We start from the raw sequence: 14,624 nt of genomic DNA, 5'->3' as shown, positions 1-14,624 counted from the left end.
TAACAATCTTCACTCAACCGGCCGTTGCGCCGGTCGCGGCCGGCCTCTACCGTGCAATGTCGAAGCGCTTCGATGACGAGGGAGCTCCACGCTGCCCTGATGCGAAGGGGGACGTCCGTGTCGAGAGCACGCCGCCCGGTGCTGTTGACACTGGTCGCCTCGCTGGTACTGGCCCCGTTGCCGGCACACGCCCAAGAGCTCCCGTTCCGCGACCCGGACCTGCCGCGCGCCACCCGGGTCGACGACCTGCTGGGCAGGCTGACGGTCGACGAGAAGGTGTCGCTGCTGCACCAGTACCAACCCGCGATCCCGAGACTCGGGATAGGCGCGTTCAAGACCGGCACCGAGGCGCTGCACGGCGTCGCGTGGCTCGGTGAGTCGACGGTCTTCCCGCAGGCGCTGGGGCTGGCGAACACGTGGAATCCCGAACTGGTCGAACGGATCGGCGCCGTGACCGGCCGCGAGGCCCGGGGCTTCCACGCGCGGAACCCGGCGTTCAACGGCCTGAACCTGTGGGCCCCGGTGGTGAACCTGTTGCGCGACCCCCGGTGGGGGCGCAACGAGGAGGGTTACTCGGAGGACCCGTACCTGACCGGGCGGATCTCCACCGCGTTCGGCCAGGGCGTGCAGGGCGACCACCCCGACTACCTCCAGGCCGCGCCGACGTTGAAGCACTACGTGGCCTACAACGTGGAGAACCACCGCACCACCGTCGATTCGATCGTCCCGCCGCGCATCCTCAAGGACTACGACGAGGCCGCGTTCAAGCCGGCCATCTCGGCGAACGCCGCGACCGGCGTGATGGCCTCGTACAACCTGGTCAACGGCCGCCCGACGCACGTGGGCCCCGAACTGGACGACGTGGTGCGCTCGTGGACCGACGAGGACCTGCTGATCGTCGGTGACGCCGGCGGCGCGTCGAACCTCACCGGTTCGCAGCGGTACTACGCCACCAGGGCGGAGGGGAACGCGGCGGCCGTCCGGGCGGGGCTGGACAGCTTCACCGAGAACGACCAGAACTCCGCCCCGACCACGACGGCGATCAAGACCGCGATCAGCCAGGGTTTGCTGTCCGTGGCGGAGGTCGAGGAGGCCGCGCGGCACGTGCTGTCGATCCGGTTCCGGCTCGGCGAGTTCGACCCGCCCGGTCGCAACCCGTACGCGAGCATCACGCCGGACGTGATCGACTCGCCGGAGCACCGGCAGCTCGCCCGACGGGCCGCCGCCGAGCAGGTCGTGCTGCTGCGCAATGACAACAACACCCTGCCGCTGTCCACTGCGGACACGAAGAAGGTCGCGGTCGTCGGCCAGCTCGCCGACACGCTGTACGAGGACTGGTACTCCGGCACCATGCCCTACCGGATCACCCCGGTGAAGGGTCTCGCGGAACGCGCCGAGGTCACCTCCAGCGAAGGCGTGGACCGGATCAGGCTGAAGAACCTGGCCACCGGCAACTACGTCACGGCGTCCGCTGCGGACTCCGGCGCGGCGCTGACCGCCACCGAGGCGACGCCGACCGGCGCGAGCGGGCTGGACGTGTTCGACTGGGGCGAGGGCACCATCACGCTCCGTGCGGCGGCCAACGGCAAGACCGTGTCCCTGGGTGACGGGCGCAGCCTGGTCAACAACGCGGTGCAGCCCAACGGCTGGTTCGTCCAGCAGCAGTTCAAGCTCGTGGCCCAGGCCGACGGCTCGTACGTGCTGGAGTACGCCGGCAACGACATCACGCAGTCGTGGTTCGGCCGGAACAGGTACGTGGTCGTGGGCGCGGACGGTCGGCTCACCGTGGGCGCCGAGACGCCGGAGGCCGCGACGAAGTTCGGGCGCGAGGTCGTGCGCAGCGGTGTCGACAGCGCCGTGGCGGCGGCCAAGGGCGCCGACGCCGCGGTCGTGGTGGTCGGCAGCATGCCGTTCATCAACGGCCGTGAGGACGACGACCGCAACACCACCGTGCTCCCCGCAGGCCAGCGGGCCGTGATCGACGCGGTGCGCAAGGCCAACCCGCGCACGATCGTCGTGCTGGAGAGCAGCTACCCGTACTCGGGCGACTGGGACACCGCGGACCTGCCCGCGATCCTCTGGACCACGCACGCGGGCCAGGAGACCGGGCACGCGATCGCCGACGTGCTGTTCGGCGACCACAACCCCAGCGGCAAGCTGACCCAGACGTGGTACCGGTCGGACGCGGACCTGCCGGACATGCTCCAGTACGACATCTCCAAGTCGGGGCACACCTACCAGTACTTCCGCGGCAAGCCGCTGTACCCGTTCGGGTACGGGCTGAGCTACACGTCGTTCCGCTACTCGAAGTTGCGACTGGACCGGGCACTGGTCGACGCCTCCGGTCAGGTGAAGGTCCGGGTGGACGTGACGAACACCGGCGGTCGGGCCGGTGCCGAGGTGGTCCAGCTGTTCTCGCGGCAGAAGCAGTCACGGGTGCCGCAGCCGGTCAGGCAGCTGCGCGCCTTCGAACGCGTGCAGCTGCGGCCCGGTGAGACCAGGACGGTCGAGTTCACCGTCCGCGCGGCCGATCTGTCCTTCTGGGACGTGACGCGCGAGAAGCGGGTGGTGGAGACCGCGCCGCACGACCTGGTCGTCGGCGGGCTGACCCGCCCGATCACCGTGCGCGGCGAGACGATCCCGCCGCGCGACCTGCGCAAGACCACTCAGGCGCAGAACTTCGACGACTACTCCGGCGTGACCCTGGTGGACACCACCAAGGAACGCGGCACCGCCGTCGGCGCGACGGCAGCCGGCCAGTGGATCGCCTTCAAGGACGTGAACCTCGGCCGGTCCGCCCGGTCGCTGTCGGCGCGCGTGGCGAACGCGGACGCGCCGACGACCGTCGAGGTGCGCCTCGGCGGTCCCACCGGCCGACTGGTGGGCACGCTCGCCGTGCCGACCACGGCCGACAAGTACTCCTGGACGTCGGTCTCGACGCCGTTGCGCGACGCGACCGGACGGCAGGACGTGTACCTGGTCTTCGCGGGGAAGACCCGGATCGACGAGTTCACCGTGGGGGATTCCTGATGCCCAAGCGACTCCTGGTGGCCGCCGTCGCGGCCCTGATGGCTGTGGCCGGCTGCGGAGGTTCGGACAGCGCCTCCGACAGCAACACCCTCAAGCTGTGGCACTACGAGGGGCCGGACAGCGCCATGGGCGTGGCGTGGGCGGAGGCGATCAAGCAGTTCGAGGCCTCCCACCCGGGCGTGAAGGTCGAGTTCGAGGAGAAGGGCTTCGAACAGATCCAGAAGACCGCGCCGATGGTGCTCAACTCCAAGGACGCGCCGGACATCCTGGAGTACAACAAGGGCAACGCGACCGCGGGCCTGCTGTCCAGGCAGGGGCTGCTGACCGACATCAGCGAAGAGGTCGCCAAGCGCGGCTGGGACAAGAAGCTCGGCCCCGGCATCGACACCACGGCCAAGTACGACGAGCGCGGCGTGATGGGATCCGGCAAGTGGTACGGCATCCCCAACTACGCCGAGTACGTGATGGTCTACTACAACAAGGACATGTTCGACCAGCAGGGCCTCGCGGCGCCGAAGACGCTCGACGAGCTGACCGCCGCGATGAAGAAGTTCGTGGCCGCCGGCATCACGCCGCTCGCGGTGGGCGGCGCGGAGTACCCGGCGCACCAGATCCTGTACCAGCTGGCGCTCACCAAGGCCGACCGCGACTGGGTCGACCGGTTCCAGCGCTACACCGGTGACGTGGACTTCCACGACAAGGCGTGGGTGTACGGCGCGGAGACGTTCGCCGAGTGGCTGCGCGAGGGCTACATCAGCAAGGACTCGGCCGGGGTGAAGGCCGAGGACATGGGCCTGGCGTTCATGCAGGGCAAGAACCCGATCATGATCAGCGGCAGCTGGTGGTACGGCCGGGTGCAGGCCCAGGTGAAGGACTTCCAGTGGGCCTCGGTGCCGTGGCCGGGCATGACCTCCGGGTCCAGCGGCAACCTGTGGGTGGTGCCGAAGGGTGCGAAGAACAAGCAGCTGGCCTACGACTTCATCGAGATCACCATGTCCCCGGCGATCCAGGACAAGCTGCGCGACGCGGGCGGTGTGGCGGTCGCGCCGAGCGACACGCCCGCGGCCGACCCGAAGGCCAAGCAGCTCAACGACGACTTCAGCGAGCTGAGCGAGGGCGACCGGCTGGCGTTCTACCCGGACTGGCCCGCGCCCGGCTTCTACGACGTGCAGGTCTCGTCGGTGCAGAAGCTGATCACCGGTCAGGCGGGTCCGCACGAGGTGTTGACGGAGCTGTCCGACTACTACAAGGAGAACCTGGCGAGCGTAGGCAAATGAGTCTGGTCCCCACCTCGATCCGCGACCGCGGGTCGTACCTGCTGTTCCTCATCCCCGGCGGACTGCTGCTGCTCGCGGTGATCCTGGTGCCGTTCGGGATGAACATCGGCATCAGCTTCACCGAGTGGTCCGGCGCGGGCGAGCCGGAGTGGATCGGCCTGGACAACTACGTGCGGCTGATGTCGGACGGGACGTTCTGGGCGTCCTTCCGGCACAACGTCGGCCTGGTGGTCGCGATGGCGATCCTGCCGACCCTGGCCGGGCTGGTGATCGCGGCTGCCCTGTTCGACTTCATCGGCAAGCAGTTCGGCTCGCGGCACGCGGCCATCCTGCGGGCGTGCATCTACCTGCCGCAGGTGCTGCCCATCGCGGTGGCCGGGATCGTGTGGAGCTGGATCCTGGCCCCGCAGGACGGCGCGCTGAACGAGGTGCTGCGCGCCGTCGGGCTGGACTCGTTGGCGCAGAACTGGCTCGGCGACCCGGACCTGGCGCTGTGGACCGTGATGGGCGTGATGCTGTGGATCCAGGTCGGCTACCCGGTGGTGATCTTCATGGCCGGGATGCAGCGGGTCGACCCGTCGCTGCACGAGGCCGCGGAGCTGGACGGCGCGTCGTGGTGGGGCCGGTTCTGGCACGTCACCGTGCCGCAGATCCGGCCCGAGATCTTCGTCGTGCTGCTGACCTGCACGATCGCGGCGTTGAAGGTGTTCGCCCCGATCTACGTGCTGACCAGGGGCGGTCCGGGTGGTTCGACGAACGTCCCGTCGTACTACTCGTTCCAGAACTTCTTCGAGAAGACCCAGGTCGGCTACGGCGCCGCGATCGCGACCGTGCTGACGGTGCTGATCCTGGTGCTGACCTCGGTGTTCCTGCGGGTGCAGAACCGGGGTGAGCGCTGATGAGGCGGCACGCCGTGCTGTGGTCGATGATCGTGCTCGCCGTGGTGATGCTGGTGCCGTTCTTCATCGTGGTGCTCAACGCGGTGAAGACGCCGGAGGAGTACTCCACCGGCGGGCCGCTCAGCCTGCCGAGCGGGGTGTCGCTGGACGGCGTCATCGCGTTCTGGGAACGTGTCGACTTCGGCGAGAAGTTGCTCAACAGCGTGGTGATCAGCGGTTCGGTGGCCGTGCTCGCGGTCGTGGTGTCGGTGTTCAACGCCTACGCGCTGGGCATCGGCCGGGTGCGCGGCCGGCTGTGGATCCTGGTGCTGTTCCTGATCGCGAACACCCTGCCGCAGGAGGCGCTGGTCTACCCGCTCTACTTCCTGGCCAACGAGGTCGGGTTGTACGACACGAAGACGGCGGTCATCATCATCTTCACGGTGATCCAGGCCGCCTTCGGCACCTACTTGCTCACCTCGACGCTCGGCGGCTTCCCGCGTGAACTGCTGGAGGCCGCGCGCATCGACGGGGCGAACAAGTGGCAGACGTTGGTGCGGATCGTGGTGCCGATCAGCAGGCCCACCCTGGGTGTGCTGTTCGTGTTCTTCTTCATCTGGACCTGGAACGAGTTCTTCCTCCCGCTGGTGCTGCTGATCTCGAACGAGAACCAGACGGTGCCGGTGGCGCTGGGCGTGCTCCAGGGCCAGCGGATGATGGACGCCACCATGACCAGCGCCTCGGCGTTGCTCGGGGTCATCCCGGCCATCGTCTTCTTCCTCATCTTTCAACGCGCGTTGACCCGCGGCATCACGGCAGGAGCGGTCAAGTGAAGTTCAGCGACGGTTATTGGCTGCTGCGGCCCGGGGTCGAGGCGGCGCATCCGATCGAGGTGCACGACGTCACCACGGGGCCCGGGGAGGTCGTCGTGCACGCGTCGACCCGCCCGATCCGGCACCGCGGCGACACGCTCAAGGGGCCCGTGGTCACCTTGGGCCTCACCTCGCCGATGGCCGACGTGATCGGTGTGAAGATCACGCACTTCTCCGGGGAGACGCCCAAGGAACCGGCGTTCGCCCTCGCCACCGACGCCGCGCACGAGGCCAAGGTGGTCGACGACGTGGCCGGGGTGGTGATGACGGCGGGTGCGCTGTCGGTGCGCGTGCACCGGGGCGACGAGTGGCGGGTGGACTTCACCGCCGACGGTCGTCACCTGACCAGCAGCGGTACCAAGGGCATCGGCTTCATGACCCTGGACGGCAAGCACCACGTCCGCGAGCAGTTGGTCCTGGGTGTCGGTGACGCGGTCTACGGGCTGGGCGAGCGGTTCGGGCCGCTGGTCAAGAACGGCCAGACCGTGGACATCTGGAACGCCGACGGCGGCACGAGCAGCGAGCAGGCGTACAAGAACGTCCCGTTCTACCTGACCAACGCCGGGTACGGGATCTTCGTCAACCACCCCGGGCACGTCTCGTTCGAGGTGGGCTCGGAGGCGGTGTCGAAGGTCCAGTTCAGCGTCGAGGGCCAGTCGCTGGAGTACTTCCTGGTCTACGGCCCCACGCCGAGGGAGATCCTGCGCAAGTACACCGCGCTCACCGGGCGGCCCGCGTTGCCGCCCGCGTGGTCGTTCGGCCTGTGGCTGTCCACGTCGTTCACCACGAACTACGACGAGCAGACGGTGTCCGGGTTCATCGACGGGATGCTGGAACGCGACCTGCCGTTGAGCGTGTTCCACTTCGACTGCTTCTGGATGCGCGAGCAGCACTGGTGCGACTTCGAGTGGGATCCGCGCACGTTCCCGGACCCGGCCGGCATGCTGGAGCGGCTGCGCGCCCGAGGGCTGCGTGTCTCGTTGTGGATCAACCCGTACATCGCGCAGCGGTCGCCGATGTTCGCCGAGGGCAAGGCGAACGGGTACCTGCTGCGCAGGCCGAACGGCGACGTGTGGCAGTGGGACCTGTGGCAGCCGGGCATGGCGCTGGTGGACTTCACCAACCCGGCCGCCCGCGCGTGGTACGCGTCCAAACTGGACGGTCTGCTGGCGCAGGGCGTGGACTGCTTCAAGACCGACTTCGGCGAGCGCGTCCCGACCGATGTCGTCTACCACGACGGCTCCGACCCGGAGCGGATGCACAACTACTACACGCACCTGTACAACCAGACCGTGTTCGACGTGCTGCGCAAGCGGCGGGGCGAGGGTGAGGCGGTGGTGTTCGCCCGGTCGGCCACGGCGGGAGGGCAGCAGTTCCCGGTGCACTGGGGCGGCGACTGCGAGGCCACCTACGAGTCGATGGCGGAGAGCCTGCGCGGCGGGCTGTCGCTCGGCCTGTCCGGGTTCGGCTACTGGAGCCACGACATCGGCGGCTTCGAGGGCACGCCCACGGCGGCGGTGTTCAAGCGGTGGATCGCGTTCGGGCTGTTGTCCTCGCACAGCAGGCTGCACGGCAGCGGGTCGTACCGGGTGCCGTGGCTGTTCGACGAGGAGTCGGTGGACGTGCTGCGGCGGTTCACCAAGCTGAAGCTCCGGCTGATGCCGTACCTGGACCAGGCGGCGCGGCAGGCCGCCGGCGAGGGCGTGCCGATGATGCGGGCGATGGTGGTGGAGTTCCCGGACGACCCCGGCTGCGCCCACCTCGAACGCCAGTACATGCTCGGCGACGACCTGCTGGTCGCGCCGGTGTTCACCGACGACGGCGATGTCTCGTACTACGTCCCCGAGGGCACTTGGACGCACCTCCTCACCGGTGAGACCGTGCAGGGCCCGCGCTGGGTCCGCGACCGTTGCGACTTCCTCACCGCGCCGGTGCTCGTGCGGCCGAACACGATCCTGCCCGTCGGCGCGGTGGACGACCGGCCGGACTACGACTACGCCGAGGGCGTCACGCTGCAGGCGTACGAGTTGTCCGACGGCGACCACGTGACGGTGGTCGGCGACACGACGTTCCGCACGCACCGCGAGGGTGACGAGATCCGGGTCGAGGCCGAGGGCGCGCCGTCGCAGTGGCGGCTGCTCCTGGTCGGCACGCGGGCGGTGGACGTCGTGGAGGGCGGCGCGGTCGGCTCGCACCCCGACGGCGTGCTCATCAGCGCCGAGAGCGGCGCCCTGACCCTGCGTGGGATCCGGTGAGACTGTTAGCGGTCGCGCTCGTGCTGCTCGGCTCCCTCGCCGCGACCACCCCGGTGGTCGCGGCACCGGTGGCCGATTCTGCGGTGGCCGATTCGGTGGTGCCTGATTCTGCGATGTCTGATTTGGGCAGGCACGAGGTCTCCTACGACAAGTACTCGCTGACCGTGGACGGCGAGCGGGTCATGCTGTGGTCGGGGGAGTTCCACTACTTCCGGCTGCCCAGCCCCGAGCTGTGGCGCGACGTGCTGGAGAAGATCCGGGCCGCCGGGTTCAGCGGCGTGTCGCTGTACTTCCACTGGGGCTACCACTCGCCCGCGCCGGGCTCCTACGACTTCACCGGCGTGCGGGACGTCGACCGGCTGCTGCGGATGGCCGACGAACTCGGCCTGTACGTGGTGGCCCGGCCTGGGCCCTACATCAACGCCGAGACCAGCGGCGGCGGCTTCCCGGCGTGGCTGAAGGCGGTGGACGGCCGGGCCCGGTCCAGCGACCCCGGCTACACCGCGGCCTACCGGGAGTGGCTGGGCCACATCAACCCGATCATCGCCCGGCACCAGGTGTCGCGCGGCGGTTCGGTGATCGCCTACAACGTGGAGAACGAGTACGGGGTCAACGTCGACGCGGCCTACATGGAACAGCTCCAGCAGAAGGCCAGGGCCGACGGCATCGACGTGCCGATCGTGCACAACAACTGCTGCGGCGGGTACCTGGCCAACTGGTCGTCCGGCCAGGGCGCGGTGCAGATCCCCGGCGTCGACGACTACCCGCAGTCCTTCAACTGCCCCGATCCGAAGACATGGGCGTCGTGGGGCGAGGGTGTGACGCGCAGGCTGAACGACGACGCGCCCGTGTACGCCGCCGAGTACCAGGCGGGCGCGATCGACCTCAACAACGCGGGGTACGAGAAGTGCCGCGAGTTGACCGGCCCGGACTACATGAAGGTGTTCTACAAGTCGAACGTCATCAGCAGCGGCGCCACCATGTTCGGCTTCTACATGGCCTACGGCGGCACGTCCTGGGGTTGGCTGCCGCAGCCCAACGACGTCTACACCTCCTACGACTACGGCGCGGCGATCACCGAATCACGCGGCCTGACCACGAAGTACGACGAGTTCAAGCGCCAGGGGTACTTCATGACCTCGGTGGCGCCGATCCTCAAGACCGACCCGGCCACCGCGCCCACGTCCGCCGACCCGGCGGTGCACACCGAGGCGCGGTCCAACCCGGACACCCGTACCCAGTTCGTCCTGGTGCGGCACGCCGACCGCCGCACCGACACCGACCTGCCCACCACCCTGGACTGGTCCACCCCGGACGGTCGCTACCAGGTGCCGGTGCGGGTGGCCGGTCGGGACGCCAAGATCCTCGTCGCCGGCTACGACCTGGGCGGCCAGCGCCTGGCGTGGTCGAACTCCGAGATCCTGACCCACGTCACCGTGTCCGGCCGCGACGTGGCCGTGTTCTACGGCCGTGACGGCGAACAGGGCTCCACGGTGCTGCGCTACTCCACTGCACCGACCGTGAAGGTGCTCGACGGCGAGGTGCGCAGCTCGTACGAAAATGGCGACCTGCGGCTGGACTACACGCACTCGGGCCTGTCCCGCGTGCTGATCACCGGCGGTGGGCGGCAGCCGATGCTGCTCCTGCTCGGTACCGACGAGACCGCCGCGCAGTTCTGGCGGCTCGACACCGCCTCCGGGCCGGTCCTGGTCCGCGGCACGGCGTTGGCCCGGTCCGCCCAATTGGTCGGCGACCGGCTGGCGCTGCGCGCGGACACCGACCGTGCGACCGAGGTCGAGGTGTTCGCCCCGGCCCGCCACCTGACCGTCGGCGGACGGCCGGTGCCCGTGCGCCGGACGTCGAGCGGTTCCCTGCTCGGCTCGCTGCCCGGCCCGGAGCAGGTGCGCCTGCCCGAGCTGACGAACTGGCAGTACCGCGCCGAACCGCCCGGCTTCTCCGAATCCGGCTGGACCACGGCGGACAAGACCACCACGGCCAGCCCGATCAAGCCCAAGACGCTGCCGGTGCTCTACGCCGACGAGTACGGCCACCACAACGGCAACGTCTGGTACCGCGGCCGGTTCACCCCCACCGGGGCGGAGAAGACCGTCTCGGTCAACGCCATCACCGGCAAGCGCGGCATCTACCTGGTGTGGCTCAACGGCCGGTACCTCGGTTCGGCCGCGGGCGGCGTCCAGGCCGACTCCGAGCCGGTGAACCCCGACCCCGGCCGGGGCGACTTCGCGGTGCCCGAAGGCCTGCTGGCCGACGGGCAGCAGGCGGAGTTGACCGTGCTGGTCGAGAACATGGGCCACAACGACGACTGGACCGCCGACGACGTCCGGTTCAAGCAGCCGCGCGGCCTGTTCGGGGTGGTGGTCGAGGGGGCCACCGCGCCGATCTCGTGGCAGATCCGCGGTTCACGGCCCAGCGACGGCGAACGCGGCCCGATGAACACCGGCGGCCTGTACGGCGAACGCGCCGGCTGGCACCTGCCCGGCTCCGGAGGCTGGCAGCAGACGCCGGGCACGCTGTCACCGGGCGTGTCCTGGTACCGCACGAACTTCAGGCTGGACCTGCCGCGCGGGCACGACGTGTCGCTCGGCCTGCGGTTCGACGACGCCACCGCCCGCGGCTACCGGGTGCTGATCTTCGTCAACGGCTGGAACATGGGCCAGTACCTCAACGGTGTCGGGCCGCAGCGGGAGTTCGTGCTCCCGAACGGTGTGCTGCGCGACCACAACACGCTCACCTTCGCCGTGATCGCGACGGAGGCCGCGCAGGGTGATCCCGGACCGGTGAGCCTGGTGACCCTAGGCAACCACCGGACCGGTGCTCCCGCGGGCGGTTAGCCGCGGCGGCAGCAACTTGACGTCGAGCTCGGCCAGGCCGCCGAGCTGGTGCATCGCCAGCTCGACGGCCAGTCGGCCGAGTTCGGTTGCCGGGATGTCGACCGACGACAGCGGCACGGACTGCGCCTCGGCCAAGTCCGGCGGGCAGACCGCCAGCACGGAGATGTCCTGCGGCACCCGCTTGCCGCGCTTGGCCAGCTCGGACAGCAGCGGACCGAGGATGGCCTCGTTGTGCACCACCAGACCGGTGACCGGGCGGCGGCGGGAGAGCAGGTGGTCCAGGACGTCCCGGAGTCCGTCGTAGGTCGGGACGCAGGCCATCGTTTCCGCCTCGACACCGCGGTCCGCGGCGGTCTGCTCGAACCCGCGCAGGAACCGGCCCGCGTAGCTCGTGCCGCGCTCGTAGACGGCGGGGGAGGGGCCGATGAGCGCGATGTCGCGGTGGCCGAGGTCGGCCAGGTGGCTGACGCAGTCCGACCCGGCCGCGGTGAAGTCGAGGTCCACGCAGGCGAGGTCCCGGGTGTCGTCCGGCACGCCGATCAGCACCACGGGGCGGCCCAGCGACCGCAGCACCGGCACGCGGGGTTCGGCGGCCTCGACGTCCATCACGATGATCGCGTCGGCGAGGGCGGAGGCCGCGACCCGGTGCAGCCCTTCCGGGCCCTCGTCGGCGGTCAGCAGCAGCACGTCGTGGTCGTAGGAGCGGGCCTCGGCGACCGTGGCCGTGACGAACTGCATGACCACGGGGACGTTCAGGTCGGTGCGCATCGGCACGACGAGGGCGAGCACGTTCGTGCGGCTGCTCGCCAGCGCCCGCGCGCCCGCGTTCGGGCGGTAACCGAGCTTGCGGATGCTGTGGTGCACCCGTCGCCTGGTCGTCTCCGAGATCGAGCGCTTCCCGGACAGCACGTACGACACGGTGCTGGGCGAGACCCCGGCCGCCCGTGCGACGTCGGCGATGGTGACCATTCGCGGATCATAATACGTCCGGGCCGGGAGAATCGCCGTGGCGGTCCACAATGGACTAGACAACACGGGGTCGTCCGGCGGATCGATCCGCCGGTCGGGTGAGAGCGTTAACAACGACGGCGGCAGACGTCAATCTTCCCCGAAGTCTTGTTTGCCCGGTTAACAAACTTGAGTGCGTCGCGCGAATGTGCGGCAGGCGCTCGAACGCGGCCTGGAAGTTATCGCTAACACGCGGCGTGAGCTGCTCGAAGGCGTCGGCGGGTGTGGTGTGGGCCGCCGTCGTCACGGACCGTCCACACAGGATGCGACGTTGCTCCGGTCGGTCGGAACCCGTTCATGTCCGCGAACATTCCCGTTTTTCCTTGACTGCGACCGTGCCGTGACGCTGTCATGGGGTGGGAGCGCTGCTCCGGTCCGATCTGACGCGAGTTGACCGAACCCTGTGCGAGTTCAAGCGAGGGCTCCGGTCTCCACCCGTCTGGGAGCGTTCCCAACTGGAAGAACTCGATGGAGCGTTCTCTCCGGCAGACGTGGGAGGTACTCGCCGCGGGGTGGTTGACCGCCGCGGCCGTCCTCGTGCCGGCGGCACCCGCGTATGCCGCCAACACCTGCGAAGCGTGGAACGCGTTCTCGGGTCGACACCCGCAGACCCTGCTGCCCACACCCTGCCCAGGAGCACGAATGCGCCTGCACCGCCTGGTTCCCGCACTCGCCTTGCTGCTGTTCGCCGTCACACCCGCCGCCGGAGCGGAGGCCGACCCGACCCTCGTGGTGGCCCTCGACGGCAGCGACTCGAACCCCGGCACCGTCGACCGGCCGTTGCGGAACATCCAGAAGGCCGTCGACCTCGCCACACCCGGCACCACGATCCTCGTCCGGGGCGGCACGTACGCCGTGACGACGAACATCCAGATCCGCAAGAGCGGCGAGTCGGGCCGGCCGATCACCATGGCGAACTACCCCGGTGAGCGGGTCGTGGTCGACGGTGAGGCGCTGCCCGCGAGCCACACGCCGGTCGGCGGCAGCATCCCCCGCGAGCAGCGCGGCGTGTTCCACCAAGAGGCGTCGTGGTGGCGCGTGGTCGGGCTGGAGATCATCCGAGGTCCGTACGCGTACTACTGCGCCGGCTGCAACAACAACGTGTTCGAGCGGCTGGTGACGCGGGACAACTACGAGAGCGGCTTCCAGCTCCAGGGCGCGTCGAGCAACAACCAGATCCTGAACCTGGACAGCTACGGCAACCGCGACCCGCGCAAGAACGGGGAGAGCGCCGACGGCCTCGCCATCAAGGAGGGGTCGGGCACGGGCAACGTCGTGCGCGGCGCGCGGCTGTGGAACAACGTGGACGACGGGTTCGACGCGTGGCTGTTCACCTCGCCCATCCGGATCGAGAACACCGTGGCCTACGGCAACGGCTTCAACCGCTGGAACCTCCCGGACTTCTCCGGTGACGGCAACGGGTTCAAGCTCGGCGGCGGCAGCCCCGCGCCTGCGGTCGCGCACGTGGTGACGAACACCGTCGCGTACGGCAACGCGGCCCACGGGTACACCGACAACGGCAATCCCGGCTCGATGACGATCACCCGCAGCACGGCGTACCGCAACACCGCCAAGACCGGCTTCGACTTCGACGTGTCCCGCTCGGTGCTCACCTACAACCTGTCGGTCGGCAACAAGACCGCCGTCGCGCTCGGGTCCACGTCCACCGGGACGAACAACTCGTGGAACATCTCCGGCACGTGGACCGACTCGATGCTGCTGAGCACCAACGCGTCGGTCCTCATCGGGGCCCGTGACAGCGCCGGGAACATCCGCTACTCGACCTACCTCGAACCGCGCGACCACCCGCAGCTGGGTGCGCGGATCGGCAAGTAGCGAGGGCGCCCGCCGTCTGCGGAGCAGCGGTAATTCAACACCGTCCGGCACCACGACAGTTCTCCGGCTCGCCCGAACGCCTCCAGGGCGAGCCGGGGAACTCCTGCCCCGCGAGGTCGCCGTCGATCGTTCGCGACGCCGGAGGCGGCGCAATCCAACACTGTCAGCGAACTTGACCCGCGTCGAAGCGTCGGCGGTTGTCCTTGATGTCGGTGTGGTGGGCGCCTGCCCAGTCGATCAGCGACACGACGATGTCGAGCAGCGTGACGCCCAGGTTGGTGAGGGCGTACTCCACGCGCGGCGGGACTTCGGCGTAGGCGGTTCTGGTGACCAGGCCGTCACGGTGCAGTTGACGCAGGGTGAGCGTCAGCATGCGCTGGGAGATGCCGGGGATGGCGCGCTGGAGGTCGGTGTAGCGGAGCGGACCGTTCTGGAGCGCCGCGATGACCAGCGTGGTCCACTTGTCGCCGGCGCGGTCCAGGACGTCCCGGATGATCTCCACGCTCTCGTCGGGCCAGCGGGAACACGGCCCCGGGCGTGCGGCGGCGGTGTCCGCCTGCTTCGTGGCGGGTTCCATCACGCACGTCCTCCTCCGGTAACGCACACGGGTGTGCCT

Annotated in this window: 9 protein-coding genes; 7 read left to right on the top strand and 2 right to left on the bottom strand. The window is 69.3% G+C overall.

Annotated elements, in window-relative coordinates; genetic code table 11:
* Nucleotides 1–117: 117 nt before the first annotated feature.
* The 6 genes from FM051_RS36250 to FM051_RS36225 are packed head-to-tail and all read left to right on the top strand — an operon-like array spanning nucleotide 118 to nucleotide 11,164.
* A complete protein-coding gene (locus FM051_RS36250; RefSeq protein ID WP_238412905.1) occupies nucleotides 118–3,030 on the top strand; it encodes a glycoside hydrolase family 3 protein in 2,913 nt (970 codons plus the stop codon).
* On the top strand, nucleotides 3,030–4,307 hold the full coding sequence (locus tag FM051_RS36245; RefSeq protein ID WP_158851301.1) for an ABC transporter substrate-binding protein: 1,278 nt from the start codon (nucleotides 3,030–3,032) through the stop codon (nucleotides 4,305–4,307). Before FM051_RS36250 ends, FM051_RS36245 begins: the two co-directional genes overlap by 1 nt.
* Complete coding sequence (locus FM051_RS36240) at nucleotides 4,304–5,206, top strand: carbohydrate ABC transporter permease (RefSeq protein ID WP_158851299.1); 903 nt, start codon at nucleotides 4,304–4,306, stop codon at nucleotides 5,204–5,206. The genes FM051_RS36245 and FM051_RS36240 overlap by 4 nt, the downstream gene beginning before the upstream one ends.
* Nucleotides 5,206–6,018, top strand: coding sequence for a carbohydrate ABC transporter permease (locus FM051_RS36235; RefSeq protein ID WP_158851297.1), 813 nt, complete (start codon nucleotides 5,206–5,208; stop codon nucleotides 6,016–6,018). The genes FM051_RS36240 and FM051_RS36235 overlap by 1 nt, the downstream gene beginning before the upstream one ends.
* Nucleotides 6,015–8,312, top strand: coding sequence for an alpha-xylosidase (yicI, locus tag FM051_RS36230; protein ID WP_158851295.1), 2,298 nt, complete (start codon nucleotides 6,015–6,017; stop codon nucleotides 8,310–8,312). The genes FM051_RS36235 and yicI overlap by 4 nt, the downstream gene beginning before the upstream one ends.
* Nucleotides 8,309–11,164, top strand: a complete 2,856-nt coding sequence (locus FM051_RS36225) for a beta-galactosidase (RefSeq protein WP_202919190.1) — start codon at nucleotides 8,309–8,311, stop codon at nucleotides 11,162–11,164. Before yicI ends, FM051_RS36225 begins: the two co-directional genes overlap by 4 nt.
* Here FM051_RS36225 and FM051_RS36220 read toward each other — a convergent pair.
* Nucleotides 11,126–12,133 carry a LacI family DNA-binding transcriptional regulator gene (locus FM051_RS36220; protein ID WP_158851293.1) on the bottom strand — a complete coding sequence of 336 codons (1,008 nt, stop codon included), beginning with the start codon at nucleotides 12,131–12,133 and terminating at the stop codon, nucleotides 11,126–11,128. The two genes, FM051_RS36225 and FM051_RS36220, sit on opposite strands and share 39 nt — an antisense overlap.
* A gap of 507 nt (nucleotides 12,134–12,640) precedes the next feature.
* Here FM051_RS36220 and FM051_RS36215 point away from each other — a divergent pair.
* Nucleotides 12,641–14,008: a right-handed parallel beta-helix repeat-containing protein gene (locus FM051_RS36215; RefSeq protein WP_238412904.1), complete on the top strand. Its 1,368-nt coding sequence runs from the start codon at nucleotides 12,641–12,643 to the stop codon at nucleotides 14,006–14,008.
* A 163-nt stretch (nucleotides 14,009–14,171) separates the two neighbouring features.
* Here the strand turns inward: FM051_RS36215 and FM051_RS36210 are convergent, their stop codons facing one another.
* Complete coding sequence (locus FM051_RS36210) at nucleotides 14,172–14,585, bottom strand: winged helix-turn-helix transcriptional regulator (protein WP_158851291.1); 414 nt, start codon at nucleotides 14,583–14,585, stop codon at nucleotides 14,172–14,174.
* Nucleotides 14,586–14,624: the final 39 nt, after the last annotated feature.

Origin of the sequence: Saccharothrix deserti (assembly GCF_009769385.1) — a bacterium.
Classification (GTDB): Bacteria; Actinomycetota; Actinomycetes; order Mycobacteriales; family Pseudonocardiaceae; genus Actinosynnema; species Actinosynnema deserti.
This window is presented reverse-complemented; position numbering and strand designations above follow the sequence as displayed.